This is a genomic window from Streptomyces nigra (assembly GCF_003074055.1).
In the GTDB taxonomy this organism is placed as follows: Bacteria; Actinomycetota; Actinomycetes; order Streptomycetales; family Streptomycetaceae; genus Streptomyces; species Streptomyces nigra.
Map to the genome: position 1 here is coordinate 5,129,449 of NZ_CP029043.1, position 26,490 is coordinate 5,155,938.

A 26,490-nucleotide genomic window follows, 5' to 3' on the forward strand; every position below is an offset into this window, starting at 1 on the left:
CCACCCCCCGAGCTCTTGTCCGGAAGCACGTGTACGAGGAGGCCCGCTAGACATGGCACGGCGATACGACACCAACGACGCGACCGACCGTACGACGGGTCTGCGCGAGGCCGCGTCCGCCGTCCGCCGAGGCGAGCTCGTGGTCCTTCCCACCGACACCGTGTACGGCATCGGCGCCGACGCCTTCACCAAGGAGGCCGTCGGCGATCTGCTGGAGGCCAAGGGCCGCGGCCGGAACATGCCGACGCCCGTGCTGATCGGCTCCCCGAACACGCTCCACGGGCTCGTCACCGACTTCTCCGAGCTGGCCTGGGAGCTCGTCGACGCCTTCTGGCCGGGCGCGCTCACCCTGGTCGCCCGGCACCAGCCGTCCCTGCAGTGGGACCTCGGCGACACCCGGGGCACGGTCGCCGTGCGCATGCCGCTGCACCCGGTCGCCATCGAGCTGCTGACCGAGGTCGGCCCGATGGCGGTGTCCTCCGCGAACCTCACCGGGCACCCGGCGCCCGAGGACTGCGACGCCGCGCAGAACATGCTCGGCGACTCGGTCTCCGTCTACCTGGACGGCGGCCCCACCCCGGGCAACGTGCCCTCGTCCATCGTCGATGTCACCCGCGAGGTGCCGATGCTGCTGCGCCAGGGCGCGATCTCGGCGGAGGAGCTCCGCAAGGTCGTACCCGACCTCGAGGTGGCCAATTGACAGCCCCTGAACCGGGGCGCGGCATAGGCAACCGGGAAAGCGCGGCGGAGATCACGACGACCTTCGTGGGGCTCCCGCGCGACAGTTTCCGCATCCTCCACGTCAGCACCGGCAACGTGTGCCGCTCGCCGATCACCGAGCGGCTGACGCGTCATCTCGTGCAGCAGCGGCTCGGCGTGCTGGGCCGCTCCCTCGTCGTGGAGAGCGCCGGCACCTGGGGCCACGAGGGCGCGCCCATGGAGGCCAACGCCGAGACGGTCCTCGCCGACTTCGGCGCGGACGCCGGCGGCTTCACGGGCCGCGAGCTGCTCGACGAGCACGTCATCATGGCCGACCTGGTCCTGACGGCGACCCGCGACCACCGCGCCCAGGTCATCTCCATGGGCCACTCGGCGGGCCTGCGCACCTTCACCCTGAAGGAGTTCACCCGCCTGGTCCGCGCCATAGACCCCGCGACGCTGCCTCCGCTGGAGGACGGTGTGGTGCGGCGCGCGCGTGCGCTGGTGCGTGCGGCGGCGGCTCTACGCGGGTGGCTTCTGGCCCCGACGGCGGAGGCGGACGAGGTGTACGACCCGTACGGGGCACCGCTGACGTTCTTCCGCTCGGTGGGCGAGGAGATACACGAGGCACTCGATCCCGTCGTGACGGCGCTGACGGGGGTGCCCGCGAGGGCCTAACACCGCAGGGCGGCTCCGGCCGGCCGGGCCTACATTGGACTCACGTCATCGTCGACGCACGTCCGGAGCCCACCATGTCGGTCACCCATACCCTCGAGGCCGATGTCCTGCGGCGGCAGGACCCCCAGCTCGCCGACATCCTGCACGGCGAGCTCGACCGGCAGTCCACCACGCTCCAGCTGATCGCCGCCGAGAACTTCACGTCGCCGGCCGTCCTGGCCGCGCTCGGCTCGCCGCTGGCCAACAAGTACGCGGAGGGGTATCCGGGCAGCCGGTACCACGGCGGGTGCGAGATGGTCGACGTCGCCGAGCGGCTCGCCGTGGAGCGCGCCAAGGACCTCTTCGGCGCCGAGCACGCCAATGTGCAGTCCCACTCCGGGTCCTCCGCCGTCCTCGCCGCCTACGCGGCCCTGCTGCGGCCCGGCGACACCGTCCTCGCCCTCGGCCTGCCGTACGGCGGGCACCTCACGCACGGCTCGCCCGCCAACTTCTCCGGGCGCTGGTTCGACTTCGTCCCGTACGGCGTCGACGCGGAGACCGGCCTCATCGACCACGACCAGGTGCGCACCCTCGCCCGCACCCACCGGCCCAAGGCGATCGTGTGCGGTTCGATCGCCTACCCCCGCCACATCGACCACGCCTTCTTCCGCGAGGTCGCCGACGAGGTCGGGGCGTATCTCATCGCCGACGCCGCCCACCCCATCGGGCTGGTGGCCGGGGGAGCGGCGCCCAGCCCGGTGCCGTACGCCGACATCGTCTGCGCCACCACCCACAAGGTGCTGCGCGGCCCGCGCGGCGGCATGCTCCTGTGCGGCTCCGACCTCGCGGAGCGCGTCGACCGGGCGGTGTTCCCGTTCACCCAGGGCGGGGCGCAGATGCACACCGTCGCCGCCAAGGCCGTCGCCTTCGGGGAGGCCGCCACCCCGGCGTTCGCCGCGTACGCGCACCAGGTCGTCGCCAACGCGCGCACGCTCGCCGCCGGTCTCGCCGCGCAGGGGCTCGTCGTCACCACCGGCGGCACGGACACCCACCTCATCACCGCCGACCCCTCCCCGCTCGGCGTCGACGGGCGTACGGCTCGCCTCCGGCTCGCGGCGGCCGGCGTCGTACTGGACTGTTGCGCACTGCCGCACGGCGACGTCCGGGGCCTGCGGCTGGGCACCGCCGCAGTCACCACGCAGGGCATGGGGGAGGAGGAGATGGTCCGGGTGGCCGCGCTCATCGCGCGCGTGCTGCGCGGGGAGGGCGAAAGTCACACGGCCCGTGAAGAAGTGCGGGAGCTGGCCGGTGGATTTCCGCCCTATCCCCGGTGAGACGGGGTACCCGCGCCGGGCACACAGCCACACGTGCAACCATCGTCGTTACCCGGAAGTCCCCTCACATATGCGTCGCGTACGCGTCCGTCGCTAGGGTGTGGGGCTGAGATGGCCGGCGAGACTTGTGGGGAAGCCCGTGCGTGAATACCTGCTGACACTCTGTGTCACGGCCGCGGTGACGTATCTGCTGACAGGGCCGGTGCGGAAGTTCGCGATCGTGGCCGGGGCGATGCCGGAGATCCGCGCCCGTGACGTGCACCGGGAGCCCACCCCGCGGCTCGGCGGGATCGCGATGTTCTTCGGCCTGTGCGCGGGCCTGCTGGTGGCGGACCACCTGACGAACCTCAGCGCGGTCTTCGAGAAGTCCAACGAGCCGCGGGCGCTGCTCTCCGGGGCGGCGCTGATCTGGCTGATCGGCGTCCTGGACGACAAGTTCGAGATCGACGCCCTGATCAAGCTGGGCGGTCAGGTGATCGCCGCGGGTGTGATGGTCATGCAGGGCCTGACCATCCTGTGGCTGCCGATCCCCAAGGTCGGCACGGTCGCACTGACCCAGTGGCAGGGCACCCTGCTGACGGTGGCCCTGGTCGTCATCACCATCAACGCGGTCAACTTCGTCGACGGGCTCGACGGCCTCGCGGCCGGCATGGTGTGCATCGCGGCGGCGGCGTTCTTCATGTACGCCTACCGCATCTGGTACTCGTACGGCATCGAGGCCGCGGCCCCCGCGACGCTGTTCTCGGCGATCCTGATGGGCATGTGCCTGGGCTTCCTGCCGCACAACATGCACCCGGCGCGCATCTTCATGGGCGACTCGGGCTCGATGCTGATCGGGCTGGTCCTGGCGGCGGGCGCCATCTCCGTCACCGGGCAGGTCGACCCCGACAACCTCTTCGGCGGGTCCGAGCGCAGCGCGGTCCACCAGATGGTGCCCCTCTACATCCCGCTGCTGATGCCGCTGACCATCATCGCGATCCCGGCGGCGGACCTGATCCTGGCGATCGTGCGCCGCACCTGGCGCGGCCAGTCGCCGTTCGCCGCCGACCGGGGGCATCTGCACCACCGGCTGCTGGAGATCGGCCACTCCCACAGCCGCGCGGTGCTGATCATGTACTTCTGGTCGGCCCTGATCGCCTTCGGCGCGCTCACCTACTCGGTCAACTCGGCGTCCATGTGGATCGTGCTCGGTGTGGTCGTCCTCAGCGCGATCGGCCTGATCCTCCTGCTCCTGCCGCGCTTCACCCCCCGCACCCCCCGCTGGGCGGAACACTTCGTCCCGCCCCGCTACCGCAGGAGCCGCGCGGTGGCCCGCTCCGCGGGCGCCGCGTCACGCGGCACCGAGGCCGAGCCGGCTCAGGCCCCCGACGCGGAAGCGCGCACTCCGGTCGTTGCCGGCGCCAACGGGTCGACCGCGCTGGGCGCCCGTTCCCGTCCCAGGTGAGAAGCGCCTCAAGGTAAGAATCTGACGAGAGCATTGCCAAGTCATGGGGGAATGAAGCGCCCCAATATCAGACAACTCGCCCGGCTGTCCGCACAGACGCGCGCGGTCACCCTCATGTGTGACAGTAGGCACACTCCCAGGTAAAGACCTCATCAAATAGTTTGTGATACGGTTCACGAGAACCCCCGGATAGAGCCGTAGGGCCGCAGTGCGACGGTCCACCGGCGTGAGGTTCTCTCTCAGCCCGGGACTACGCTCGTCCATGACGACACCCTGCCCCCACCGTGAAAGCGGAGTTGCCGCCATGCCGTCCAATGACGCCCGCACCCTGCTCCAGGCCGGTGTGCCCACAGCTGCCGCCGGCGCCGTAGCCGCCGTCGTCAGTGGTGTGGTCGCCGGTGCCGAGGGCGCGATCGGGGCCGTCGTCGCGACGCTGGTCGTGATCCTCTTCATGGGGCTCGGCCTCTACGTGCTCCAGCGCACTGCCAAATCGCTTCCGCATCTGTTCCAGGCCATGGGGCTGATGCTGTACGCCGCGCAGATCCTGCTGCTCTTCATCTTCATGGCCGCGTTCAAGAACACGACGCTGTTCAACCCGCGGGCCTTCGCGTTCACCCTGCTCGGGACCACGCTCGTGTGGATCGCCGCGCAGACCCGGGCCCACATGAAGGCCAAGATCCTCTACGTGGAACCCGATTCGGACGCCTCCTCCAACGGCGGCAAGTCCGAAAAGACGGGGCATTCGTCGTGAGGGGTAGGGGCGGGATAAAGGCGCTCCAGAAGTCCTGCTATCGTCCGGTGCCAACTGCGGCATCGCGGGCGCGGGCATCTGAGCTGACGCCTGCTCAATCGCGAGGCGAGATGCCCCCCAGCCGCCCCCATATCCGTAACACCAGTCCCGTGCCGACCCGCGGCCCCGCGCCGCGCCGACACAACGAGGTTGCCGTACCTATGCGCCACGCTGAAGGAGCCCGCGGTGAGTGCTGACCCGACGCAGGTGCTCGCCTTCGACACCAACTGCCACCTGTTCGACGGTTGTGGTTTCACCGAGGTGTCTCCGGGCCTGCACTCGTTCCTGTTCCAGCCCCTGTGGGGCGACGGAGACAGCAACCTGTACTTCAACAAGACGATGTTGCTGGCGCTGCTTGGCTCGGTGATCATCATCGGCTTCTTCTGGGCTGCCTTCCGTCGTCCGCAGGTCGTCCCCGGCAAGCTCCAGATGGTCGCGGAGGCGGGTTACGACTTCATCCGCCGCGGCGTCGTCTACGAGACGATCGGCAAGAAGGAAGGTGAGAAGTACGTCCCCTTCGTCGTCTCGCTCTTCTTCTTCGTCTGGATGATGAACCTCTGGTCGATCATCCCGGTCGCCCAGTTCCCTGTCACCGCGATCATTTCGTACCCGCTGGTGCTGGCGCTGATCGTCTACGTCGTGTGGGTGGCGCTGACCTTCAAGCGACAGGGCTTCGTCGGCTTCTGGAAGAACGTCACCGGCTACGACAAGTCTCTCGGCGCGGTCCTTCCGCTGGCCATGCTGATCGAGCTCTTCTCGAACCTGCTGATCCGCCCGTTCACGCACGCCGTGCGACTGTTCGCGAACATGTTCGCCGGCCACACCCTGCTGCTGCTCTTCACGATCGCCAGCTGGTACATGCTGAACGGCCTCGGTATCGCCTACGCGGGCGTCTCGTTCGTGATGGTCATCGTGATGACCGCCTTCGAGCTGTTCATCCAGGCCCTTCAGGCGTACGTGTTCGTGCTGCTTACCTGCACGTACATCCAGGGCGCCATGGCCGAGCACCACTGAGCCACTGCCCCTCCACCTCCCAGATCGTCCGGTGGCCAACCCCCATCGGTCCGTAAAGAAAAGGAAGAACTGGCATGTCCCAGACCCTTGCTGCTGTCGAAGGCTCCCTCGGCTCCATCGGTTACGGCCTCGCCGCGATCGGCCCGGGCGTCGGCGTCGGCATCATCTTCGGTAACGGCACCCAGGCGCTGGCCCGTCAGCCCGAGGCTGCCGGCCTGATCCGTGCCAACCAGATCCTCGGCTTCGCCTTCTGTGAGGCGCTCGCCCTGATCGGTCTGGTCATGCCGTTCGTCTACGGCTACTGAGCCACCAGACCAGTCCAGCCGACTAGACGAAAGGCACTCACATGAGCAAGCTGCTCATCGCGGCGAGCGAAGGTGGGGAGAACCCCCTCATCCCGCCGATCCCCGAGCTTGTCATTGGCCTGCTCGCCTTCGTCATCGTCTTCGGCTTCCTCGCCTGGAAGCTTCTCCCGAACATCAACAAGGTTCTGGAGCAGCGTCGCGAGGCCATCGAGGGCGGTATCGAGAAGGCCGAGGCCGCCCAGACCGAGGCCAAGAGCGTCCTTGAGCAGTACAAGGCTCAGCTCGCCGAGGCCCGGCACGAGGCCGCGCGTCTGCGCCAGGAGGCGCAGGAGCAGGGCGCCACGCTCATCGCCGAGATGCGCGCGGAAGGCCAGCGGCAGCGCGAGGAGATCGTCGCCGCCGGTCACGCCCAGATCGAGGCCGACCGCAAGGCCGCCGCGTCCGCGCTGCGCCAGGACGTCGGCAAGCTCGCCACCGAACTGGCCGGCAAGCTCGTCGGCGAGTCCCTCGAGGACCACGCCCGGCAGAGCCGTGTCATCGACCGCTTCCTCGACGAGCTCGAGGAGAAGGCCGAGGCCGGACGATGAACGGAGCGAGCCGCGAGGCCCTGGCAGCCGCACGCGAGCGACTCGACGCGCTGACGGACAACACGTCCGTCGACGCCGGACGGCTCGCAGACGAGCTGGCCGCCGTCACCGCGCTGCTCGACCGCGAGGTGTCGCTGCGTCGGGTCCTCACCGACCCGGCGCAGGCCGGCGAGGCCAAGGCCGACCTGGCCCGGCGTCTGCTGGGCAGCCAGGTCGGCGGCGAGACCGCCGACCTGCTGGGCGGCATGGTGCGCTCCCGCTGGTCGCAGTCCCGCGACCTGGTGGACGCGCTCGAGGAGCTGGCGAACACCGCCGACCTCACCGCCGCCCAGAAGGCGGGCACGCTCGACGACGTCGAGGACGAGCTGTTCCGGTTCGGCCGGATCGTCTCCTCCAACACGGAGCTGCGTGCCGCGCTCACCGACCGTGGCGCCACCACCTCGGCCAAGAGCGAGCTGCTGCGCAGCCTCCTCGGCGGCCGGGCCAAGGCGACCACCGAGCGTCTGGTGACGCGCCTCGTGACCGCACCGCGTGGACGTAGCCTGGAGTCGGGACTGGAGTCCCTGTCCAAGCTCGCCGCCGAGCGCCGGGAGCGCATGGTCGCCGTGGTCACCTCGGCGGTGCCGCTGAGCGACCGGCAGAAGCAGCGCCTGGGCGCCGCCCTCGCCAAGGTCTACGGCCGTCAGATGCACCTCAATCTCGACGTGGACCCCGAGGTCGTCGGAGGTATCCGGGTGCAGGTCGGCGACGAGGTCATCAACGGCTCGATCGCGGACCGCATCGAGGACGCCGGCCGCCGCCTGGCGGGCTAGCAGCAACTCAATAAGCAGTACGTACTTACGACGGCCCAGTTGGGTCGTACAGAGGATTCACCTCGTTCAGGGGGGAGTCCCCATCCCCCCAAAGTGAAACTTCGGGCCCAACAAGGAGAGCAGGGAACCCAGATGGCGGAGCTCACGATCCGGCCGGAGGAGATCCGGGACGCGCTGGAGAACTTTGTCCAGTCGTACAAGCCGGACGCGGCCTCGCGCGAGGAGGTCGGTACGGTCACCCTTGCCGGCGACGGCATCGCGAAGGTCGAGGGCCTCCCCTCGGCCATGGCCAACGAACTGCTGAAGTTCGAGGACGGCACCCTCGGCCTCGCGCTCAACCTGGAAGAGCGCGAGATCGGCGCCATCGTCCTCGGTGAGTTCAGCGGCATCGAGGAGGGCCAGCCGGTCACGCGCACCGGTGAGGTGCTCTCCGTGGCCGTCGGTGAGGGCTACCTCGGCCGTGTCGTCGACCCGCTCGGCAACCCGATCGACGGCCTCGGCGAGATCGAGACCAGCGGTCGTCGTGCCCTCGAGCTGCAGGCCCCCACGGTCATGCAGCGCAAGTCGGTGCACGAGCCGATGGAGACCGGCTACAAGGCCGTCGACGCGATGACCCCGATCGGCCGTGGCCAGCGTCAGCTGATCATCGGTGACCGCCAGACCGGCAAGACCGCCCTGGCCGTCGACACGATCATCAACCAGCGCGACAACTGGCGCTCGGGCGACGTGAACAAGCAGGTCCGCTGCATCTACGTCGCCATCGGCCAGAAGGGCTCGACCATCGCGTCGGTCCGCCGCGCGCTGGAGGAGAACGGCGCGCTGGAGTACACGACCATCGTCGCCGCCCCGGCGTCCGACCCGGCCGGCTTCAAGTACCTGGCGCCGTACACCGGTTCGGCCATCGGCCAGCAGTGGATGTACGAGGGCAAGCACGTCCTCATCATCTTCGACGACCTCTCGAAGCAGGCCGACGCCTACCGCGCCGTGTCCCTGCTGCTGCGCCGCCCGCCGGGCCGTGAGGCCTACCCGGGTGACGTCTTCTACCTGCACTCCCGTCTGCTGGAGCGCTGCGCGAAGCTCTCCGACGAGATGGGTGCCGGTTCGATGACCGGTCTGCCGATCGTCGAGACCAAGGCCAACGACGTCTCGGCGTTCATCCCGACCAACGTCATCTCCATCACCGACGGCCAGTGCTTCCTGGAGTCGGACCTCTTCAACGCCGGTCAGCGCCCCGCGCTGAACGTCGGTATCTCCGTCTCCCGAGTCGGTGGTTCCGCGCAGCACAAGGCGATGAAGCAGGTCTCCGGCCGTCTGCGTGTCGACCTGGCCCAGTTCCGTGAGCTGGAGGCGTTCGCCGCCTTCGGTTCCGACCTGGACGCCGCGTCGAAGGCGCAGCTGGAGCGCGGCCAGCGCATGGTCGAGCTGCTGAAGCAGGCCCAGTACGAGCCCATGTCCACCGAGGACCAGGTCGTCTCCGTGTGGGCCGGCACCACCGGCAAGATGGACGACGTCCCGGTCGCCGACATCCGGCGCTTCGAGAAGGAGCTCCTGGAGTACCTGCACCGCAAGGAGCAGGGCCTCATGACCTCCATCAAGGAGGGCGGCAAGATGTCGGACGACACCCTCACCGCCGTCGCCGACGCCATCGCGGAGTTCAAGAAGCAGTTCGAGACCGCGGACGGCAAGCTGCTCGGCGAGGACGCTCCGGCCGCTGCCGCCAAGTGACGTAAGGAAGGGACCTGACTCATGGGAGCTCAGCTCCGGGTCTACAAGCGTCGCATCCGATCCGTCACCGCGACCAAGAAGATCACGAAGGCGATGGAGATGATCGCCGCCTCGCGCGTCGTCAAGGCGCAGCGCAAGGTGGCGGCCTCCACGCCGTACGCGACCGAGCTCACCCGCGCGGTCACGGCGGTCGGCACCGGATCGAACACCAAGCACCCGCTGACCACGCAGGCCGAGACGGTCACGCGGTCCGCGGTGCTGCTCCTCACGAGCGACCGTGGTCTCGCCGGCGCCTTCAACTCCAACGCCATCAAGGCGGCGGAGCAGCTGACCGAGCGCCTGGAGCGCGAGGGCAAGCAGGTCGAGACGTACATCGTGGGCCGTCGCGGTGTGGCGCACTACAACTTCCGCGAGCGCAAGATCGCGGAGTCGTGGAGCGGCTTCACGGACGAGCCGACGTACGCGGACGCCAAGACGGTCGCGGCCCCGCTGATCGAGGCCATCGAGAAGGACACGGCCGAGGGCGGCGTGGACGAGCTCCACATCGTCTACACCGAGTTCGTCTCGATGATGACGCAGCAGGCGCTGGGCGCCCAGCTGCTTCCGCTGCGCCTCGAGGAGGTCGCGCAGGAGACCGCCCCGTCCGAGGGCGAGATCCTGCCGCTGTACGACTTCGAGCCGTCGGCGGAGGACGTCCTCGACGCCCTGCTGCCGCGGTACGTCGAGAGCCGGATCTACAACGCGCTGCTCCAGTCGGCCGCTTCGAAGCACGCCGCCACGCGGCGCGCGATGAAGTCGGCCACCGACAACGCGGGCGAGCTGATCAACACGCTCTCCCGTCTTGCCAACGCGGCCCGCCAGGCCGAAATCACCCAGGAAATCAGCGAGATCGTCGGTGGCGCCAGCGCCCTGGCCGACGCGACCGCGGGGAGTGACCGATAAATGACCACCACTGTTGAGACCGCGACGGCTACGGGCCGCGTCGCCCGGGTCATCGGCCCGGTCGTCGACGTGGAGTTCCCCGTCGACGCGATGCCGGAGATCTACAACGCCCTTCACGTCGAGGTGGCCGACCCGGCCAACGCCGGCGAGAAGAAGACGCTGACCCTCGAGGTCGCCCAGCACCTGGGTGACGGCCTGGTCCGCACGATCTCCATGCAGCCCACCGACGGCCTGGTCCGCCAGGCCGCCGTCACCGACACGGGCACGGGCATCACCGTCCCGGTCGGCGACTTCACCAAGGGCAAGGTGTTCAACACCCTCGGTGAGGTGCTGAACGTCGACGAGAAGTACGAGGGCGAGCGCTGGTCCATCCACCGCAAGGCCCCGAACTTCGACGAGCTCGAGTCGAAGACCGAGATGTTCGAGACCGGCGTCAAGGTCATCGACCTTCTCACCCCGTACGTCAAGGGTGGAAAGATCGGCCTGTTCGGCGGTGCCGGCGTCGGCAAGACGGTGCTCATCCAGGAGATGATCTACCGCGTCGCCAACAACCACGACGGTGTGTCGGTGTTCGCCGGTGTCGGTGAGCGCACCCGTGAGGGCAACGACCTCATCGACGAGATGAGCGAGTCGGGCGTCATCGACAAGACCGCGCTGGTCTTCGGCCAGATGGACGAGCCCCCGGGCACCCGTCTGCGCGTGGCCCTGGCCGGTCTGACCATGGCGGAGTACTTCCGCGATGTGCAGAAGCAGGACGTGCTGTTCTTCATCGACAACATCTTCCGCTTCACCCAGGCCGGTTCCGAGGTGTCGACCCTGCTCGGCCGTATGCCCTCCGCGGTGGGCTACCAGCCGAACCTGGCCGACGAGATGGGTCTCCTCCAGGAGCGCATCACCTCGACCCGTGGTCACTCGATCACCTCGATGCAGGCGATCTACGTCCCCGCGGACGACCTGACCGACCCGGCGCCTGCCACCACCTTCGCCCACCTCGACGCGACGACGGTTCTGTCCCGTCCGATCTCCGAGAAGGGCATCTACCCGGCCGTGGACCCGCTGGACTCCACGTCCCGGATCCTGGACCCGCGCTACATCGCGCAGGACCACTACAACACCGCCATGCGCGTCAAGGGGATCCTGCAGAAGTACAAGGACCTCCAGGACATCATCGCGATCCTCGGTATCGACGAGCTCAGCGAGGAGGACAAGCTGGTCGTCCAGCGTGCCCGCCGCGTCGAGCGCTTCCTGTCCCAGAACACGCACGTCGCCAAGCAGTTCACCGGTGTGGACGGCTCGGACGTGCCGCTGGACGAGTCGATCACCGCGTTCAACGCGATCTGCGACGGTGAGTTCGACCACTTCCCGGAGCAGGCGTTCTTCATGTGCGGTGGTCTCGAGGACCTCAAGAAGAACGCGAAGGAGCTGGGCGTCTCCTGACGCATCGGTCTTCGTGAGCCATTGAGCTCGTGATGAGGGGGCGGGGCACGTCCCGCCCCCTCATTCATGCCTATTAGACTTGTAACCAACACCCGGCAGAACCGCCGGGTGGTGACCCGAGGAGCCATCTTGGCTGCTGAGCTGCACGTCGCGCTGGTCGCGGCCGACCGTGAGGTCTGGTCGGGCCAGGCCACCCTGGTCGTCGCGCGCACCACGTCCGGCGACATCGGCGTCATGCCCGGTCACCAGCCGCTGCTCGGTGTGCTGGAGTCGGGCCCGGTGACCATCCGTACGAGTGATGGTGGGACCGTCATCGCCGCGGTGCACGGCGGTTTCATCTCGTTCGCGGACGACAAGCTGTCGCTGCTGGCGGAGATCGCCGAACTGTCCGAGGAGATCGACGTCCAGCGCGCGGAGCGGGCGCTCGAGCGCGCGAAGTCGGCGGACGACGCCTCCGCCGGGCGCCGCGCGGAGGTCCGCCTGCGGGCGGCGACGGCGCGCTGACCCCCCGGGTCGCCTCCCGGGCCCTTTAGGCTCAGGGGGAGCGCTCGCGATTGACGTCACTCAGCCGCGGCTGGGACCGGAGCGATCCGGTGCCGGTCGCGGCTGAGGCAGATATGGAAGTTTTTTCCGTTCCGTTACCTAGGAGACGAGGAGGTCGGTGTCGATGGTCCTCGCTCTGACTGTGTGCGGAACCGTCGTCGCCCTTGTGGTGCTGGGGTTGTTCGTCTTCGGCCTGCGCCGCAGGCTCATCCAGCGCTCGGGCGGCACCTTCGACTGTTCCCTGCGCTGGGACGTGCCGGAGAAGTCCGACACCAGCGGCAAGGGCTGGAGCTACGGCGTCGCCCGCTACAACGGCGACCGTATCGAGTGGTACCGCGTCTTCTCCTACGCCTACCGTCCGCGCCGCGTCCTGGAGCGTTCCGCCATCGAGGTGGCCGGCCGCCGTGTCCCCGACGGCGAGGAGGAACTGGCGCTCCTTTCGGACGCCGTCATCCTCACCTGTCTCCACCGGGGCACCCGGCTCGAACTGGCCATGAGCGAGGACGCGCTCACCGGCTTCCTGGCCTGGCTGGAGGCCGCCCCGCCCGGCCAGCGCGTCAACGTCGCCTAACAGCAGCGGGACCTGACACCGCCCCCTCACGCCGTCGGACACACCGGCCGCTGCTGGGGTATCGGCGCGTTCTGCTGCCCGACGACGAGTGCCGGGGCGTCGGCGGCGACCGTGACGGACACGGTGACGGGGCACACCGCGAGGAGTGCGGCGGCCGTCGTACCGGTGAACACACTCGCCGCGGCGACCATCCTGGGCCGGCCGATCCTCCCAGGGCGTGCAGCCCGGCCGGTCCTGTCCGGCCTGGCCGCCCTGCTGAACTTGCGCTTCATCGCTGTCCCCCCGAATGACGGATTCCACTTGCTGACTGGAGATACGTAGTGTTCCCCGTCGGCGCCCGCCGCTCCTACGGCCGTCCGGCCCGCCGGCCCCGCCGAACGGCCCTGGTCCGCGTGCGCCGGGGGCGCGCGGAGCGAGCCGGGGGAGTGCGGAGACGAAAAAGGGCCACGGACAGGCTCGTGACCTGTCCGTGGCTGCTTCGTACTGCCGTACGGGTTACTGCAGACCGCTGTTGATGGCGCTCACCAGCTCACCGTTGCCGGTGTCGCCGCTGAACTCCCAGAAGAAGGCTCCGCCGAGGCCCTGGTTCTTGGCCCAGCTCATCTTCCCGGCGATCGTCGACGGGGTGTCGTACGACCACCAGTTGGTGCCGCAGTGGGCGTAGGCGGTGCCGGCGATGGTGCCGTTGGCCGGGCAGGAGTTCTTGAGGATCTTGTAGTCCTCGATGCCCGCCTCGTAGGTGCCGGGGGCCGCGCCGGTCGCCGTGCCGCCGGGGGCGGCCTGGGTCACACCGGTCCAGCCGCGGCCATAGAAGCCGATGCCGAGCAGGAGCTTCTTGGACGGCACGCCCTTGGACTTCAGCTTGGCGATCGCGTCGGCCGAGTTGAATCCGGCCTGCGGGATGCCGGCGTACGACGTCAGCGGCGAGTGCGGGGCCGTCGGGCCCTGCGCGTTGAAGGCGCCGAAGTAGTCGTACGTCATCACGTTGTACCAGTCGAGGTACTGCGAGGCGCCGCCGTAGTCGGCCGCGTCGATCTTGCCGCCGTTGGAGCCGTCGGCGGTGATGGCCGCGGTGACCAGGTAGTTCGAGCCGAACTCGGCGCGCAGCGCCTGCATCAGCGTCCGGAACGCCGCCGGGCCGGAGGTGTCACAGGTGAGACCACAGGCGTTCGGGTACTCCCAGTCGATGTCGATGCCGTCGAAGACGTCGGCCCAGCGCGGGTCCTCCACGACGGCCTTGCAGGACTTGGCGAACGCGGCCGCGTTCTGGGCCGCCTGGCCGAAGCCGCCGGAGTAGGTCCAGCCGCCGAAGGAGTACAGCACCTTGATGTGCGGGTACTTCGCCTTCAGCTGGCGCAGCTGGTTGAAGTTGCCGCGCAGCGGCTGGTCCCAGGTGTCGGCCTGGCCGCTGACGGACTGGTCGGCGGTGTACGCCTTGTCGTAGGCGGCGTAGGTGTCGTCGACGGTGCACTGCCCGTTCTTGACGTTGCCGAAGGCGTAGTTGATGTGCGTGATCTTGGACGCGGAGCCCGACGTCACCAGGTTCTTGACGTGGTAGTTGCGGCCGTAGACGCCCCACTCGGTGAAGTAGCCGAGCTTGACCTTGTCGCCGGGGGGCGGGGGCTCGGTGGTGCCGCCGGTGGTGCGCACCGCGCGGGCGCCGCTGACCGGGCCGGTCTGGTCGGCGGTGTCCCGCGCCTGGACCGTGTACGAGTAGTCGGTGCCGGCGGTGAGGCCGGTGTCCGAGTACGAGGTGGAGGTCACGGTCGCGACCCTGGCGCCGTCGCGCAGGACGTCGTAGTTCTTGACGCCCTTGTCGTCGGTGGCCGCGCTCCAGGACAGCTTCACCGAGGTGTTGGTGATGTCCGAGGCGGTGGGGGTGCCGGGGGCGCTGGGCGGGTTGTCCCCGGGCTCGCTCGGGCCGCCGTCACAACTGCCGCCGTTGAGCTTGCAGTTGGAGGGCGAGCCGGAGCCCTTGCCGTTGAAGCCGAAGCTGACGGAGGCGCCGGGGGCGAGGGTGCCGTTCCAGGACTTGTTCTTGGCGGTCCAGTGGTTGCCGGAGGAGGTGACGTCGGCGTCCCAGGCGGAGGTGACCGAGGTGCCGGAGGGGAAGTCCCACTCGACGGTCCACGAGGAGAGCGTCGTGGTGCCGGTGTTCTTCACCGTCCACTTGCCCTCGAAGCCGGTGCCCCAGTCCTGGGGCTTGGAGTAGGTGGCGGTGGCGGAAGCCGCCGCCTCGGCGGGGCTCGCGAGGCCGACCAGGCCTGCCAGCGGGAGCAGCAGCGTCGCGAATCCTGCCACGGCTCTGTGTCTGAAGCGCATGTCGCGCCTCCTTGGGGAGTCCTGGGGCGTGACTGAGCCTCACGCCCACTCATGGTGCGGTGAGAATAGAAAGGTCTGGACCACAGGTCAATAGGTCTGGACCACTTGACGTTCGGCACCGGATGGGCATCCCCCGCCCGCGGTCTAGATACCCAACTCCTGGGCGAGTACGGCCGCTTGGACCCGGCTGCGCAGTTCCAGCTTCCCCAGCAGACGGCTGACGTGCGTCTTCGCCGTCGCCTCCGCCATGTCCAGCCGGTTCGCGATCTCGGCGTTGGACAGCCCCTCGCCGAGACACGACAGCACCTCGCGCTCGCGCCGGGTGAGAGAGTCCAGGACGGTCGGATCGGCCTCCCGGGCCGGCTTCGCGGCGAACTCGGCGATCAGACGCCGGGTGACGGCCGGCGCGATCAGGCCCTCGCCACCGGCCACCGTACGCACCGCCGTGATCAGATCCTTCGCCTCGGTGTTCTTCAGCAGGAACCCCGACGCCCCCGCGCGCAGCGCCCCGAAGACGTACTCGTCCAGGTCGAAGGTGGTCAGCACCAGTACGTCCGCGAGCCGCTCGGCGACCACCTGCCGGGTGGCCGACACCCCGTCCAGACGCGGCATCTGAATGTCCATCAGCACCAGGTCGGGGCGCAGCTCCCGGGCGAGCGCCACCGCCTGCTCGCCGTCCGCCGCCTCGCCGACGACCTCGATGTCGGGGGCGCTGCGCAGGATGAGGACGAGGCCGGCGCGGACCGCGGACTGGTCCTCGGCGACCAGGACACGGATCATGCGGAGTCTCCTTCGGCCAGCGGAAGCAGGGCGCGCACGGCCCAGATCTTGCCGTCCGCGGACCCCGGTTCATGGGCGGGGCCCGCCTCGAACGTCCCGCCCAGCAGCGCGGCCCGCTCCCGCATCCCGACCAGACCGGCGCCCGAACCGGGCGCGCGCGGCCCCTCCCGGTCACCGAACGGGCTGGTCACGGTGACGGCAAGACAGCCGTCCCGCCGGGCGAGGGTGACCGTGACCGGGCCGGGCGCCGCGTGCTTGAGGGCGTTGGTCAGCGACTCCTGGACGATCCGGTAGGCGGCCAGCTCCACGGGCGCGGGGACCGTGCCGGGGTCGGCGTCGAGACGGACGTCCAGGCCGTTGGCGCGGGCGCCGTCGGCCAGCGCGTCGAGGCCGTCCAGGGTCGGGGCGGCCGCCGGTTCGGTGCCGGCGCCCGCGTCCCGCAGGATGCCGATGAGCCGGCGCATCTCGGCGAGCCCGGCGACGCTGTTCTCCCGGATCACGGACAGTGCCTCCCGGGAGGTCGCCGGGTCGTCCAGGGAGAGCGCGGCGGTGGAGTGGATGGCGATCGCCGAGAGGTGGTTGGCCACCAGGTCGTGCAGCTCGCGGGCCATCCGGGAGCGCTCCGACGTCACGGCCTGGGCGCGGTCCATCTCGGCCAGCAGCGCCGTCTGCTCGGCCCGCAGCCGGGCGGCCTCGGCGGCGTCGCGGTGGTTGCGCACGATCCAGCCGGTGGCGGCGGGGCCGTACGCCACGACCCCGATGACCACGCCGATGAGCAGCGCCTCCGGCACCCGCCAGACCGCGTACGGGACGACCGTGCCGGTCACCGTCAGCAGCCCGGTGATCCACTGGATGCGCCGGGCCGAGGCGAGCGGGCCGTACAGCACGGCCGCGTACATGATGTCGGTGAACATCAGGACCGTCGCCAGATTGCCCTGGGTCAGGACGTCCGCGGCGATCGCGGGCGTGGCGATCATCAGGGCCGTCCGCGGGGCCGCCCGGCGCAGCAGTTCGCAGCAGGCCATCACGGTGAGCGGCACCAGGATCGGCCAGGGGCCGTCGAAGAGCGTGACGGGGTCCTCGCGGGACCGGTTGCCCAGGCCGATGCCCACCAGAAGCAGACCGCCGAGCAGCCCGGCGACGGCGACGTACACGTCGAAGCGGTGCGGGCGGGGGAGGGCCATGCGTCCCATCCAACACGCTGCCCGGGGCGGACGCGTGCTGCCCGAGGCGGGTCCCGGACTGCATCTTTCGATGTACGGCGGTTTCGTCACCGCCGACGACGGAAGGGGGCGCGCTCGGCGGGAGCCTGGAGGGGTGAACGAAGGGAGCCTGTGGTGATCGTCGCCCTCATCGTCGCCTGCGAGGTCGGGTTCTGGGTGCTGCTGGCCCTGGGGCTGGCCGTGCGCTACCTGCTGAAGTGGCGCCGGACGAGCGTCGTGCTGCTGCTGTGCGAGCCGGTGCTGGAGCTGGTCCTGTTCGCCGCCACGGCGGTCGACCTCAGGAACGGCGCCGAGCCCGGCTGGGAGCACGGCCTGGCGGCGCTCTACATCGGCTACACCGTCGCCTACGGCCACTACACGATCCGCTGGCTGGACGGCCACGCCGCGCACCGTCTGGCCGGGGCGCCCCGGCCCCCGCGCCCGCCGCGGTACGGCATGGCGCGGGCCCGGCACGAGGGCGCCCTGTGGCTGCGGACGCTCCTCGCGGCGGCGGTCGCGCTCGCCCTGCTCCAGGCCGCCGTCTGGTACGTCGGGGAGGGCGACACCTCGTCCCTGCGGTCCTTCCAGTGGGTGGCGCTGCGCGCCGCCGGCATCCACGGCCTGGTCGCCCTGACCTATCTGCTGTGGCCGAAGCGGCCCAACGCCGAGCCCGACCCGGAACCGGAACGTCGGACCGTGGGCCGGTGACCGGCTAGCGCTCCCCGCCCGGCACCCACAGCACGTCCCCGACCTCCTTGTTCGCCGTCCTGGCGAGGATGAACAGGAGGTCGGAGAGGCGGTTGAGGTAGGTCGCGGTGAGCGGGTTCATCGTCTCGCCGTGCACCTCCAGCGCGGCCCACGTCGAGCGCTCCGCGCGCCGGACCACCGTGCACGCCTGGTGCAGCAGGGCCGCGCCGGGGGTGCCGCCGGGCAGGATGAAGGACCGCAGCTTCTCCAGCCGCTCGTTGAAGCGGTCGCAGTCCGCCTCCAGCCGGTCGATGTAGAACTGCTCCACCCGCAACGGCGGGTACTCCGGGTTCTCCACGACCGGCGTCGACAGGTCCGCGCCCACGTCGAACAGGTCGTTCTGCACACGGGTGAGGACCTCGACGACCTCCTCCTCCAGCGCGCCGAGCGCGATGGCGGTGCCGAGCACGGCGTTCGCCTCGTTGGCGTCGGCGTACGCCGAGATCCGCAGATCGGTCTTGGAGGTCCGGCTCATGTCGCCGAGGGCGGTGGTGCCCCGGTCGCCGGTCCTGGTGTAGATGCGCGTCAGATTGACCATGTGACCAGCCTAGTTATCCCCCGGCGGCGCGGAACACGCGTGTGCCCACTGTCACGGCGAGCGCGGCGAAGAGGACGGCCACGACCGTGCCGTACAGCATGTGCTGCGTGGCGTACGCGCCGACGTAGGCGTCCCGGACCGCGTCCACCAGATAGCGGAACGGTACGAAGTGGGACAGCACGTCGAGCCAGCGCGGCCCCAGCGTCATCGGCAGCATCAGGCCGGACAGCAGCATCATCGGCATCGTCAGCGCGTTGACCGCCGGGCCGAACTCCTGCGGGGTGCGGACCTTCAGCGCGAGCGCGTACGACAGCGAGGCCAGCGACACCGTCAGCAGCCCCACGAAGGCGAACCCGATCAGCACACCGGGCAGCGGGGCGCGCAGCCCCATCACGAGCGCCGCCAGCACCAGCAGCACCGCCTGGAAGACGAACACCGTGGCCTCCCGCAGCACCCGCCCGAGCAGCAGGGCGAGCCGGCTGACCGGCGTCACCCGCATCCGGTCCACCACGCCCTGGCCCTGCTCGATGATGACGGCGAACCCCGCGAAGGACGCGCCGAACAGCCCGAGTTGGAGCAGCAGCCCAGGCACCAGCACCTGCCAGGAGGAGCCCTTCCCGCCGAGCGGCAGGTCGGTGAGCAGCGGGCCGAAGAACAGCAGGTACAGCAACGGCATCAGCACGCCGAAGAGCAGCGCGAAGCGGGAGCGCAGGGACTGGCGCATGTAACGGCCGTAGATGAGGGCCGTGTCCTGGATCAGCATGAGGGGTCCTATACGGCTACGGGGGCGGCGTCGGCCGGGACCGGGCCGCGCCCGGTGACGGCGAGGAAGGTGTCCTGGAGGGACGCGTCGATCGAGCCGCAGTGGCGCAGCTTCAGCGCGCTCGGCGTGCCCTCCGCGCCGACCGTGCCGCGGTCGACGATCACCAGGCGGTCGGCGAGGGCGTCGGCCTCGTCCAGGTAGTGGGTGGTCAGGAAGACGGTGGTGCCCTGCTCGTCGCGCAGCCGCCGGACCAGGTCCCACAGGTCGGCCCGGCTGCCGGGGTCGAGACCGGTCGTCGGCTCGTCGAGGAACAGCACCGCCGGGCGGTGGGTGAGCGCCATCGCGATGTCCAGGCGCCTGCGCTGGCCCCCGGAGAGGGCGCCGGCCTTGCGGTCCAGCAGCTCGGTCAGGCCGAGGTCGTGGGCGAGTTCCGCGGCGCGCTCGACGGCCCGCGCCTTCGGCAGGCGGTACAGGCGGCCCTGGGTCACCAGCTCCTCCCGCACGGTGATCTGCGGGTCCACCCCGCCCGACTGGGCCACGTAACCGCTGGCGCGCCGCACTCCCGCGGGGTCGGTCGCGAGGTCGTGCCCGGCGACGGTGGCCGCGCCGCCGGTCGGCGCCAGCAGGGTCGTCAGCATCCGCAGGGTCGTCGTCTTGCCGGCGCCGTTCGGGCCGAGGAAGCCGAGGATCTCGCCCTTGTGGACGGTCAGGTCGACGGAGCGCACGGCCTCCACGGGGCCGCGCCGGGTCTGGAAGGTACGGGCCAGTCCGGCCGCACTGATGACAGGCATGCGCCTCAGGAAAACAGAGTCCCTGAAATTTTGCAACGGCCCCAAAATTCAAGAGACCCCATCGAAGTTAGGATGAGGGCATGACGGAAGGGCTCAGGGAGCGCAAGAAGCGCGAGACGCGGCAGCGGATCTCGGACATCGCCACCGGGCTGTTCCTGGAGCACGGCTTCGTGACCGTGACCATGGCGGACGTGGCGGAGGCCGCCGACGTGTCGGTGAACACCGTCTACAACTACTTCCCGGCCAAGGAGGACCTGTTCTTCGACCGCTCCGCCGGCGTCGTCGACCAGCTGTCCCGCTGGGTCCGGGCGCGGCCGGAGGGGGAGTCGGCCGCCCGCGCGGTGCTGCGCGAGCTGCGCGCCGACGTCGAGGCGGTCTCGCCCCGCATCGGCCTCATGGAGGGCTACGACCGCTTCATGCGCTGCATCCACGAGGCGCCCCCGCTGCGCTCGCGCCTGTGGAGCCTCCAGCAGGAGATCCACGACGACCTCGAGACGACCCTGCGCGAGGACACCGGCGCCGACGCCGGCGACCCGCTGCCGGGGCTGATCGCCGGTCAGCTCGCCTGGATCCACCACACCGTTTTCACGGCCGTCGGCCGGGAGATGCTCAAGGGGCGCAAACCGGGCGAAGTGTCCCGGGAGACGCTGGTGCTTCTCGACGACATCGAGGAGCTGTTGAGCGAGAAGGTGCTCAACTACGCCGTCCGGGGCGAGCGATGAGCCGTGCCGGTGTGATGTCCGTCAGATGAGACGTGACTCGCGTTACTAACCGGTCACACAGTGCCTCACTGCCGCTAGGGTCCGCCGAAGAGCAACCTCAACAGGGTGTAAGGCGTTTCTCGAAGGAGTCGCAACAGTGGCACGGAAGCTTGCCGTCATCGGCGCCGGCTTGATGGGTTCCGGGATCGCCCAGGTCTCCGCGCAGGCGGGCTGGGACGTCGTCCTTCGGGACGTCACGGACGAGGCGCTCAAGCGGGGCACGGACGGCATCAAGGCCTCGTACGACAAGTTCGTGAGCAAGGGCAGGCTGGAGGCGCACGACGCCGACGCCGCCCTGGCCCGGATCACCGCGACCACCGACCTGGACGCCGCCGCCGACGCCGACGTCGTCATCGAGGCGGTCTTCGAGAAGCTCGAGGTCAAGCACGAGATCTTCCGCGCGCTCGACAAGATCGTGCGCCCCGACGCCGTGCTCGCCTCCAACACCTCCGCCATCCCGATCACCAAGATCGCGGCGGCCACCGAGCACCCCGAGCGGGTCGTCGGCGTGCACTTCTTCTCGCCGGTGCCGATGATGCAGCTCGTCGAGCTGGTCCGCGGCTACAAGACCAGCGACGAAACCCTCGCCACCGCCCGTGAGTTCGCCGAGTCCGTCGGCAAGACCTGCATCGTCGTCAACCGCGACGTCGCCGGCTTCGTCACCACCCGGCTGATCTCGGCGCTCGTCGTCGAGGCGACCAAGCTCTACGAGTCGGGCGTCGCCACCGCCGAGGACATCGACCTGGCCTGCAAGCTGGGCTTCGGGCACGCCATGGGTCCCCTGGCCACGGCCGACCTGACCGGCGTCGACATCCTGCTGCACGCCACCAGCAACATCTACACCGAGTCCCAGGACGAGAAGTTCGCCCCGCCGGAGCTGATGCGCCGGATGGTGGACGCGGGTGACATCGGCCGCAAGAGCGGGCAAGGCTTTTACAGCTACTGAGGTTTCGTACACCACCGCACAGCCTCCGCACGAGTCACGCGATGGGGTGAATTCGGTATCGGTTCGCTTACAGACGGCAACCTCCGGCCGCTGAACGCAGTCAGAGGTTGCATCACCGGCCACTGCGAAGACTCGTAGCAACGACAGACCCACGCACCTACGCAGACCACACACCGCGGAGCACGAACGCACGCTTAGGGGAGCGCTATGCACATCAGGGGCGACCACGCCGAGCTGGTCGTCGGGGGCCGCCTCGACGTCCGCAGCGCGGCGGACGCCCGTACGGTCCTGCACTCGGCCGTCGACGACGGAGTCGGCGATCTGGTGCTCGACCTGTCCGAGCTGGACTCCTGGGACGCCACCGGACTCGGTGTGATCATGGGGGCCCACCGGCGGGCCGGCCGCTGCGGCCGGCGCCTGGTGCTGCGCGGCGTGCCGCTGCAGATGCAGCGCCTGCTGGTGGCCACCCGGCTGCACCGGATCCTGGCGATCGAGGGCGGCATCGGGGTGGAGTCCCTGCCCCGGGTGTGACACCCCGGCACGGGTGGGGCGGGACAGTCGGGCGTTCCGTCTGCGAACGGCGCACCACGCACAATCCTCACGAGACTGTGATGTCTCGGACGGCGCGGGACCCCGGGCTGTCGTAGATACTGTGCGAAGGTTTAGGGTTCGGCTGCCCGCTGGCTAGACGTTTCCCTTCGAGCGGGCCCGGACCAGAAGCGACAGCGCGGTGTGCAGCAAGGCCGGGAGGGGCTTGGCAGACGCACACGACGCTTTTGGGGGGCTTGGAACCTATGGACCCGAACACCCGGGGACCCGAGGGGTACGGCCACGACGCCGACGAGCAGTCGTCGCGTCCGCGCCCGCCCAGGGATCCCCTGACACCCGACTTCGGACAGCACGCGCCGACACTCGCCCGCACCGTGCAGCTCGTCTCGGGCGATCTCCTGCTCACCGTCAACCCGGTCGACGGCAGTGAGATAGAACCCTGCCCGCCGGCCGAGCGGCCGGCCCGCCCCGAGAAGCTCTCCGCGGCCGACCGCGCCGAGGCCGACCGCTCCGCGCGGCCCCCGGTCCCGCCCGGGCCGACGCGCCCCGCCCCGCCCCTGCTGGCCCGCCAGGAGCAGCGCGAACAACTCGTACGGCTGCTCGCGCGCGGCCGCTCCGTGCGCCTGGTCGGCCCCCGCGGCGCCGGCCGCACCAGCCTCCTCGACCTCGTCGCCGAGGACTGCGAGGACCTGGCGCCCGACGGGGTGATCCGGCTCACCGGCTTCCGCCGCACCGCGGACGATCTGCTGCACGACCTCTTCCGCGCCGTCCACGACGCCCCGCTGCACCGTCCGGAACAGGACGAACTGCTCGCCTGCGTGCGGGACATCGGAGCCGTCGTCGTCCTCGACGACATCGAGTTCGGCGGCGCCGCCCTCGACGAGCTGCTCGACGCGACGCCCGAGTGCGCCTTCCTGATCGGCGCCACCCCCGACGTGCCTGCCCCGTCCGCCGAGTCCGACGTGGAGGAGGTCGAGCTCGGCGGCCTGGAGCGCGCCGCCGGCATGGAGCTGCTGGAGCACGTCGTCGGCCGCGACCTCACCGAGGACGAGCGGAACTGGGCGGGCGACCTCTGGTTCGAGTCGGAGGGCCTGCCGCTGAGGTTCGTCCAGGCGGGCGCGCTGCTGCGGCAGCGGGACCGGCTGCGTGCCGAGGCCGAGGCGATCGACGAGTACGGCGTCTTCGAGGACGCCCCGCCCGCCGACGCCGTCGACACCGAGAGCGTGCGCGACCGCGAGGAGGTGCCGCTGCCGTCCCTCGGGGAGGCCGCCGCGCCCGCCCGGCTGCTCGCCTCCCGGCTCAGCGCCTCCGCCCGGGCCGCCCTGCGGTTCGCCGTCGCGCTGGGCGGCGAGATGCCGCACCAGGCCCATCTGCCCGCCCTCGTCGGCGACACCCACGCGGACGCCGCCCTCGGCGAGCTGGCCGACTGCGGACTGGTCTCGCCGATCGGCTCCCGCTACCGGCTCGCCGCCGGCGTGCAGATCCAGCTGGAGAGCGCCGGCTACGCCGACGACATCGAGGAGACCGCCCTCAGCGCCGCCCAGCACTACACCTGGTGGGCCGGGCACCCCTCGGTCACCCCTGAGCGCGTCAGCGCCGAGGCGGACGCCCTGCTGGCCGCGCTGGGCGTGCTCGTGGCCTCCCCGGCCCCGGCCTCCGCCGCGGACGCCTCCGCGTCCGAGGAGGACGAGACCGACCCCGCCGTCCAGCTGGCCCGCGCCGCGGCGCCCGCGTTCGCGGCCGGACTGCACTGGAGCGCCTGGGAGCGCGCGCTGCGCGCGGGCGCCGAGGCGGCCCGGGCGGCCGGTGACGTCACCGAACAGGCCTACTTCCACCACGAGTTGGGCGTCCTCGCCCTGTGCGACGGCCGGCTGGACCGGGCCCGCACCGAGCTGGAGACCGCGATCGGCCTGCGCGGCGCCCTCGCCGACAAGCGCGGCACCGTCGCGGGCCGCCGCGCCCTCGCCCTCGTCGACGACCGCTCCGGCACCGCGCCGGGACTCGCCGCCTTCGGCGCGACGGCGGGCGAGGAGGTCCCGGACGCCCGGTACGAGGAGTCCCAGTCGCCGCCCGGGGGAGTGCCCGCCCCCTTCCCGCCGGTCGTCGACACCTCGACGCTGGTCACCCACCGCTCGGCCGCGCCCGCCGCCTCCCCGCTGCCCTCCCACAAGGGCCGGGGCGGAGTCCGCAGCTTCGCCAGGCGCAACCTCGTCGCGGCCGGCGCGGGCGCGCTCCTGGTGGCCGTCCTCGGCACGGTGGTGACGCTCGGCGCGACCTCCGACGGCGACCCCGAGGGCCCGTCCACGCGGGTCGGCGTCAACCCGTCCGCGAGCCAGGGCGCCGGCGACGACAGCCTCGGCGCGGACGAGGTGGCGGGCACCGACGGCAAGGACTCCGGTGACACCGGGTCGGCGACCAGCCGGCCCACGGACCCCGGCCCCGACGGCACGCTCGGCACCTCGGACGACCCGACGCCGACCAGCTCGGCGAAGCCGTCGGACGACCCGAGCGGCACGCACAAGCCGGGCGGCGGCGACTCGGACGAGACGACCAAGCCGCCGTCGAGCACGAAGCCGCCGTCCTCGACCAAGCCGCCCCGGCCGACCGAGACGGAGACCGAGGAACCGACGGAGGATCCCACCGAGGAGCCGACGGAGGACCCGACCGGCACCCCGACGGAGGACCCGACGAACACGCCGACCAGCTCGACGTCGGCCAGCGGCCCGTCCTCCTCCGGCCCGGCGGAGACCAGCTCCGCGAGCGCCCCGCAGAGCGACGGCCCCGGCTCGCCGAGCGACAGCTCCGACACCGTCATCTGAGGTCCCCTCAGGATCCACTCACGACGAAGGGCCGGTTCCGTCCGACGGAACCGGCCCTTCGTCCTGAGTGGTTCGCGTCAGAACAGCCGCAGCTTGTCGTCCGCGATGGCGCGCATCGCGTCGTAGGCGAGCACCTGGCAGCCGATCCCGCGGTCCGTCGCAAGCACCCGGGCCTGCGGCTTGATCTCCTGGGCCGCGAAGATGCCGCGCACCGGGGCGAGATGGGGATCGCGGTTCAGCAGCTCCAGATAGCGCGTCAGCTGCTCCACACCGTCGATCTCGCCGCGCCGCTTGATCTCGACCGCGACCGTGCGGCCCTCGGCGTCCCGGCACAGGATGTCCACCGGGCCGATGGCGGTCATGTACTCGCGCCGGATCAGTGTGTAGCCCTCGCCGAGCGTCTCGATGCGGTCCGCGAGGAGTTCCTGGAGGTGCGCTTCCACGCCGTCCTTGATCAGACCGGGGTCCACGCCCAGTTCGTGGGACGAGTCGTGGAGGATCTCCTCCATCGTGATGATCAGCTTCTCGCCCGCTTTGTTGGTGACCGTCCAGACGTCCTTCTGCTCGCCGTCGCCCTCCTTCAGGGTGCAGGGCGGCGACATCCAGTTCAGGGGTTTGTAGGCCCGGTCGTCCGCGTGGATCGAGACGCTGCCGTCCGCCTTGACCAGGATCAGACGGGGCGCCGAGGGCAGGTGGGCGGTGAGCCGGCCCGCGTAGTCGACGGAGCATCGGGCAATGACGAGACGCATGGTCCGCAACGCTACTCGACGGGCCAGGGTCGACGCGATCCGCCCTAAGGGAGTCCGGAAGACCCCGGACTGCCCCTGTTCGTTTCTGGCCGATTGTGAGCCTAAAGGGACTGGCACATGTACGCATTCTCCTGGTGCCGTCACGGTCTGTTGCCTACCGTATTAAACGGGAGGTCGCGGGGTGTGCACACAGCGTGTCCGGCCGCGCGGACTCCCTCATCTGTCCGGCAACCCCTGCCACGGCGGGGGTGCGAGAGGAGAACCCATGTCGCTCGACGTCTCACCGGCCCTACTCGAGAAGGCCGAGCGAGGCGAGGTCGACGAAGCCGAATTCGTCGACTGCGTCCGGACCTCCCTGCCCTATGCATGGGAGATGATCAGCTCCCTGGTGGCTCAGCTGAAGGTCGACGGCGGTCAGTTCGCCGACAACCAGACGCCCCCGCCGGACGAGCAGGCACGGGGTCAGTTGCTGCGTGCCCTTGCGAGCGACGCGATACGCGGCGCCCTGCAGCGGCACTTCGGGGTGCGGCTGGCCTTCCAGAACTGCCACCGGGTGGCGGTGTTCCCGGTCGACTCCTCGGTCGACGACACACTGGCCCGCTTCACCTCGGTCCGCAGTCAGGTGCTCAACCAGTCCCCGGAGTTCAGGGACTGCTGACGCGA

The 26,490-nt window shown here is 70.3% G+C and carries 28 protein-coding genes; 20 read left to right on the top strand and 8 right to left on the bottom strand.

From position 1 onward, the window contains the following. The first annotated feature begins 52 nt into the window (after window positions 1-52). The 14 genes from DC008_RS23955 (at window position 53) to DC008_RS24020 (ending at window position 12,860) form a co-directional block, all read left to right on the top strand. Window positions 53-700, top strand: coding sequence for an L-threonylcarbamoyladenylate synthase (locus tag DC008_RS23955; RefSeq protein ID WP_108708715.1), 648 nt, complete (start codon window positions 53-55; stop codon window positions 698-700). Further along, a complete protein-coding gene (locus DC008_RS23960) occupies window positions 697-1,377 on the top strand; it encodes an arsenate reductase/protein-tyrosine-phosphatase family protein (RefSeq protein ID WP_055625170.1) in 681 nt (226 codons plus the stop codon). The genes DC008_RS23955 and DC008_RS23960 overlap by 4 nt, the downstream gene beginning before the upstream one ends. Window positions 1,378-1,451: 74 nt before the next feature. Beyond that, complete coding sequence (locus DC008_RS23965) at window positions 1,452-2,690, top strand: serine hydroxymethyltransferase (protein ID WP_108708716.1); 1,239 nt, start codon at window positions 1,452-1,454, stop codon at window positions 2,688-2,690. Between the two features lie 139 nt (window positions 2,691-2,829). Beyond that, complete coding sequence (locus DC008_RS23970; protein ID WP_108708717.1) at window positions 2,830-4,134, top strand: MraY family glycosyltransferase; 1,305 nt, start codon at window positions 2,830-2,832, stop codon at window positions 4,132-4,134. A gap of 304 nt (window positions 4,135-4,438) precedes the next feature. Continuing rightward, window positions 4,439-4,885 (top strand): Cg1360 family ATP-synthase-associated protein, encoded by a 447-nt coding sequence (locus DC008_RS23975; RefSeq protein WP_108708718.1) that lies wholly within the window; start codon window positions 4,439-4,441, stop codon window positions 4,883-4,885. Window positions 4,886-5,110: 225 nt separating this feature from the next. Continuing rightward, the gene (gene atpB, locus DC008_RS23980; protein ID WP_055625174.1) at window positions 5,111-5,938 is read left to right on the top strand and encodes a F0F1 ATP synthase subunit A; all 828 of its coding nucleotides are present in this window, start codon (window positions 5,111-5,113) and stop codon (window positions 5,936-5,938) included. A gap of 74 nt (window positions 5,939-6,012) precedes the next feature. Further along, complete coding sequence (gene atpE, locus DC008_RS23985; RefSeq protein ID WP_009321656.1) at window positions 6,013-6,243, top strand: ATP synthase F0 subunit C; 231 nt, start codon at window positions 6,013-6,015, stop codon at window positions 6,241-6,243. 41 nt (window positions 6,244-6,284) lie between these two features. Beyond that, complete coding sequence (locus DC008_RS23990) at window positions 6,285-6,830, top strand: F0F1 ATP synthase subunit B (RefSeq protein ID WP_055625175.1); 546 nt, start codon at window positions 6,285-6,287, stop codon at window positions 6,828-6,830. After that, window positions 6,827-7,642: a F0F1 ATP synthase subunit delta gene (locus DC008_RS23995; protein ID WP_108708719.1), complete on the top strand. Its 816-nt coding sequence runs from the start codon at window positions 6,827-6,829 to the stop codon at window positions 7,640-7,642. The genes DC008_RS23990 and DC008_RS23995 overlap by 4 nt, the downstream gene beginning before the upstream one ends. Window positions 7,643-7,774: 132 nt before the next feature. Beyond that, window positions 7,775-9,367 carry a F0F1 ATP synthase subunit alpha gene (atpA, locus tag DC008_RS24000; RefSeq protein WP_055625177.1) on the top strand — a complete coding sequence of 531 codons (1,593 nt, stop codon included), beginning with the start codon at window positions 7,775-7,777 and terminating at the stop codon, window positions 9,365-9,367. A gap of 21 nt (window positions 9,368-9,388) precedes the next feature. Then, window positions 9,389-10,309: a F0F1 ATP synthase subunit gamma gene (locus DC008_RS24005; RefSeq protein WP_108708720.1), complete on the top strand. Its 921-nt coding sequence runs from the start codon at window positions 9,389-9,391 to the stop codon at window positions 10,307-10,309. Then, a complete protein-coding gene (atpD, locus tag DC008_RS24010) occupies window positions 10,310-11,746 on the top strand; it encodes a F0F1 ATP synthase subunit beta (protein WP_055625179.1) in 1,437 nt (478 codons plus the stop codon). Between the two features lie 129 nt (window positions 11,747-11,875). Then, window positions 11,876-12,250, top strand: a complete 375-nt coding sequence (locus DC008_RS24015; RefSeq protein ID WP_055625180.1) for a F0F1 ATP synthase subunit epsilon — start codon at window positions 11,876-11,878, stop codon at window positions 12,248-12,250. Window positions 12,251-12,413: 163 nt separating this feature from the next. Beyond that, window positions 12,414-12,860, top strand: coding sequence for a DUF2550 domain-containing protein (locus DC008_RS24020; RefSeq protein ID WP_108708721.1), 447 nt, complete (start codon window positions 12,414-12,416; stop codon window positions 12,858-12,860). A 26-nt stretch (window positions 12,861-12,886) separates the two neighbouring features. On the opposite strand, the gene DC008_RS35490 is transcribed toward DC008_RS24020, so the two are convergent. The 4 genes from DC008_RS35490 to DC008_RS24035 form a co-directional block, all read right to left on the bottom strand. Beyond that, window positions 12,887-13,051, bottom strand: a complete 165-nt coding sequence (locus DC008_RS35490; RefSeq protein WP_164492361.1) for a hypothetical protein — start codon at window positions 13,049-13,051, stop codon at window positions 12,887-12,889. Between the two features lie 304 nt (window positions 13,052-13,355). Beyond that, window positions 13,356-15,182, bottom strand: a complete 1,827-nt coding sequence (locus DC008_RS24025) for a glycoside hydrolase family 18 chitinase (protein ID WP_108708722.1) — start codon at window positions 15,180-15,182, stop codon at window positions 13,356-13,358. A gap of 144 nt (window positions 15,183-15,326) precedes the next feature. After that, on the bottom strand, window positions 15,327-15,962 hold the full coding sequence (locus DC008_RS24030) for a response regulator (RefSeq protein WP_108708723.1): 636 nt from the start codon (window positions 15,960-15,962) through the stop codon (window positions 15,327-15,329). Next, window positions 15,959-17,146: a sensor histidine kinase gene (locus tag DC008_RS24035; protein ID WP_108708724.1), complete on the bottom strand. Its 1,188-nt coding sequence runs from the start codon at window positions 17,144-17,146 to the stop codon at window positions 15,959-15,961. The genes DC008_RS24030 and DC008_RS24035 overlap by 4 nt, the downstream gene beginning before the upstream one ends. A gap of 153 nt (window positions 17,147-17,299) precedes the next feature. Here DC008_RS24035 and DC008_RS24040 point away from each other — a divergent pair, with 153 nt between their 5' ends. Further along, entirely contained in the window at window positions 17,300-17,872 is a 573-nt protein-coding gene (locus tag DC008_RS24040) for a hypothetical protein (RefSeq protein ID WP_108710835.1), read from the top strand. A 4-nt stretch (window positions 17,873-17,876) separates the two neighbouring features. Here the strand turns inward: DC008_RS24040 and DC008_RS24045 are convergent, their stop codons facing one another. From DC008_RS24045 to DC008_RS24055, 3 genes are read right to left on the bottom strand one after another with little or no spacing between them, the layout of a single operon-like run. After that, window positions 17,877-18,449 (bottom strand): cob(I)yrinic acid a,c-diamide adenosyltransferase, encoded by a 573-nt coding sequence (locus DC008_RS24045; RefSeq protein ID WP_108708725.1) that lies wholly within the window; start codon window positions 18,447-18,449, stop codon window positions 17,877-17,879. Between the two features lie 13 nt (window positions 18,450-18,462). Next, the gene (locus tag DC008_RS24050; protein ID WP_108708726.1) at window positions 18,463-19,212 is read right to left on the bottom strand and encodes an ABC transporter permease; all 750 of its coding nucleotides are present in this window, start codon (window positions 19,210-19,212) and stop codon (window positions 18,463-18,465) included. 8 nt (window positions 19,213-19,220) lie between these two features. Continuing rightward, the gene (locus DC008_RS24055) at window positions 19,221-20,003 is read right to left on the bottom strand and encodes an ABC transporter ATP-binding protein (protein WP_108708727.1); all 783 of its coding nucleotides are present in this window, start codon (window positions 20,001-20,003) and stop codon (window positions 19,221-19,223) included. Window positions 20,004-20,083: 80 nt separating this feature from the next. Here DC008_RS24055 and DC008_RS24060 point away from each other — a divergent pair, with 80 nt between their 5' ends. From DC008_RS24060 to DC008_RS24075, 4 genes are all read left to right on the top strand, one after another. Further along, window positions 20,084-20,725, top strand: a complete 642-nt coding sequence (locus DC008_RS24060) for a TetR/AcrR family transcriptional regulator (RefSeq protein ID WP_108708728.1) — start codon at window positions 20,084-20,086, stop codon at window positions 20,723-20,725. A 136-nt stretch (window positions 20,726-20,861) separates the two neighbouring features. Beyond that, a complete protein-coding gene (locus DC008_RS24065) occupies window positions 20,862-21,710 on the top strand; it encodes a 3-hydroxyacyl-CoA dehydrogenase family protein (RefSeq protein WP_108708729.1) in 849 nt (282 codons plus the stop codon). Between the two features lie 207 nt (window positions 21,711-21,917). Further along, window positions 21,918-22,241 carry an STAS domain-containing protein gene (locus tag DC008_RS24070; protein WP_055625190.1) on the top strand — a complete coding sequence of 108 codons (324 nt, stop codon included), beginning with the start codon at window positions 21,918-21,920 and terminating at the stop codon, window positions 22,239-22,241. A gap of 263 nt (window positions 22,242-22,504) precedes the next feature. Then, on the top strand, window positions 22,505-25,078 hold the full coding sequence (locus DC008_RS24075; RefSeq protein ID WP_108708730.1) for an ATP-binding protein: 2,574 nt from the start codon (window positions 22,505-22,507) through the stop codon (window positions 25,076-25,078). A gap of 77 nt (window positions 25,079-25,155) precedes the next feature. Here the strand turns inward: DC008_RS24075 and nucS are convergent, their stop codons facing one another. Next, complete coding sequence (nucS, locus tag DC008_RS24080) at window positions 25,156-25,827, bottom strand: endonuclease NucS (RefSeq protein WP_108708731.1); 672 nt, start codon at window positions 25,825-25,827, stop codon at window positions 25,156-25,158. A 265-nt stretch (window positions 25,828-26,092) separates the two neighbouring features. Here nucS and DC008_RS24085 point away from each other — a divergent pair, with 265 nt between their 5' ends. Further along, window positions 26,093-26,485 carry an SCO5389 family protein gene (locus DC008_RS24085; RefSeq protein ID WP_055625193.1) on the top strand — a complete coding sequence of 131 codons (393 nt, stop codon included), beginning with the start codon at window positions 26,093-26,095 and terminating at the stop codon, window positions 26,483-26,485. The last annotated feature ends 5 nt before the right edge of the window (window positions 26,486-26,490 follow it).

What these genes read in the sequence shown, in the direction of transcription:
- DC008_RS24005 (WP_108708720.1), top strand. Translation starts at nt 9,389, where the DNA reads ATGGGAGCTCAGCTCCGGGTCTACAAGCGTCGCATCCGATCCGTCACC.
- DC008_RS24070 (WP_055625190.1), top strand. Translation starts at nt 21,918, where the DNA reads ATGCACATCAGGGGCGACCACGCCGAGCTGGTCGTCGGGGGCCGCCTC.
- atpE (WP_009321656.1), top strand. Translation starts at nt 6,013, where the DNA reads ATGTCCCAGACCCTTGCTGCTGTCGAAGGCTCCCTCGGCTCCATCGGT.
- DC008_RS24030 (WP_108708723.1), bottom strand. Translation starts at nt 15,962, where the DNA reads ATGATCCGTGTCCTGGTCGCCGAGGACCAGTCCGCGGTCCGCGCCGGC.
- DC008_RS24050 (WP_108708726.1), bottom strand. Translation starts at nt 19,212, where the DNA reads ATGCTGATCCAGGACACGGCCCTCATCTACGGCCGTTACATGCGCCAG.
- DC008_RS23965 (WP_108708716.1), top strand. Translation starts at nt 1,452, where the DNA reads ATGTCGGTCACCCATACCCTCGAGGCCGATGTCCTGCGGCGGCAGGAC.
- DC008_RS23975 (WP_108708718.1), top strand. Translation starts at nt 4,439, where the DNA reads ATGCCGTCCAATGACGCCCGCACCCTGCTCCAGGCCGGTGTGCCCACA.
- DC008_RS24045 (WP_108708725.1), bottom strand. Translation starts at nt 18,449, where the DNA reads ATGGTCAATCTGACGCGCATCTACACCAGGACCGGCGACCGGGGCACC.
- DC008_RS23955 (WP_108708715.1), top strand. Translation starts at nt 53, where the DNA reads ATGGCACGGCGATACGACACCAACGACGCGACCGACCGTACGACGGGT.
- DC008_RS35490 (WP_164492361.1), bottom strand. Translation starts at nt 13,051, where the DNA reads ATGGTCGCCGCGGCGAGTGTGTTCACCGGTACGACGGCCGCCGCACTC.
- atpD (WP_055625179.1), top strand. Translation starts at nt 10,310, where the DNA reads ATGACCACCACTGTTGAGACCGCGACGGCTACGGGCCGCGTCGCCCGG.
- DC008_RS24060 (WP_108708728.1), top strand. Translation starts at nt 20,084, where the DNA reads ATGACGGAAGGGCTCAGGGAGCGCAAGAAGCGCGAGACGCGGCAGCGG.
- DC008_RS24025 (WP_108708722.1), bottom strand. Translation starts at nt 15,182, where the DNA reads ATGCGCTTCAGACACAGAGCCGTGGCAGGATTCGCGACGCTGCTGCTC.
- DC008_RS24085 (WP_055625193.1), top strand. Translation starts at nt 26,093, where the DNA reads ATGTCGCTCGACGTCTCACCGGCCCTACTCGAGAAGGCCGAGCGAGGC.
- DC008_RS23990 (WP_055625175.1), top strand. Translation starts at nt 6,285, where the DNA reads ATGAGCAAGCTGCTCATCGCGGCGAGCGAAGGTGGGGAGAACCCCCTC.
- DC008_RS24020 (WP_108708721.1), top strand. Translation starts at nt 12,414, where the DNA reads ATGGTCCTCGCTCTGACTGTGTGCGGAACCGTCGTCGCCCTTGTGGTG.
- DC008_RS24075 (WP_108708730.1), top strand. Translation starts at nt 22,505, where the DNA reads ATGGACCCGAACACCCGGGGACCCGAGGGGTACGGCCACGACGCCGAC.
- DC008_RS24055 (WP_108708727.1), bottom strand. Translation starts at nt 20,003, where the DNA reads ATGCCTGTCATCAGTGCGGCCGGACTGGCCCGTACCTTCCAGACCCGG.
- DC008_RS23995 (WP_108708719.1), top strand. Translation starts at nt 6,827, where the DNA reads ATGAACGGAGCGAGCCGCGAGGCCCTGGCAGCCGCACGCGAGCGACTC.
- atpA (WP_055625177.1), top strand. Translation starts at nt 7,775, where the DNA reads ATGGCGGAGCTCACGATCCGGCCGGAGGAGATCCGGGACGCGCTGGAG.
- DC008_RS24035 (WP_108708724.1), bottom strand. Translation starts at nt 17,146, where the DNA reads ATGGCCCTCCCCCGCCCGCACCGCTTCGACGTGTACGTCGCCGTCGCC.
- nucS (WP_108708731.1), bottom strand. Translation starts at nt 25,827, where the DNA reads ATGCGTCTCGTCATTGCCCGATGCTCCGTCGACTACGCGGGCCGGCTC.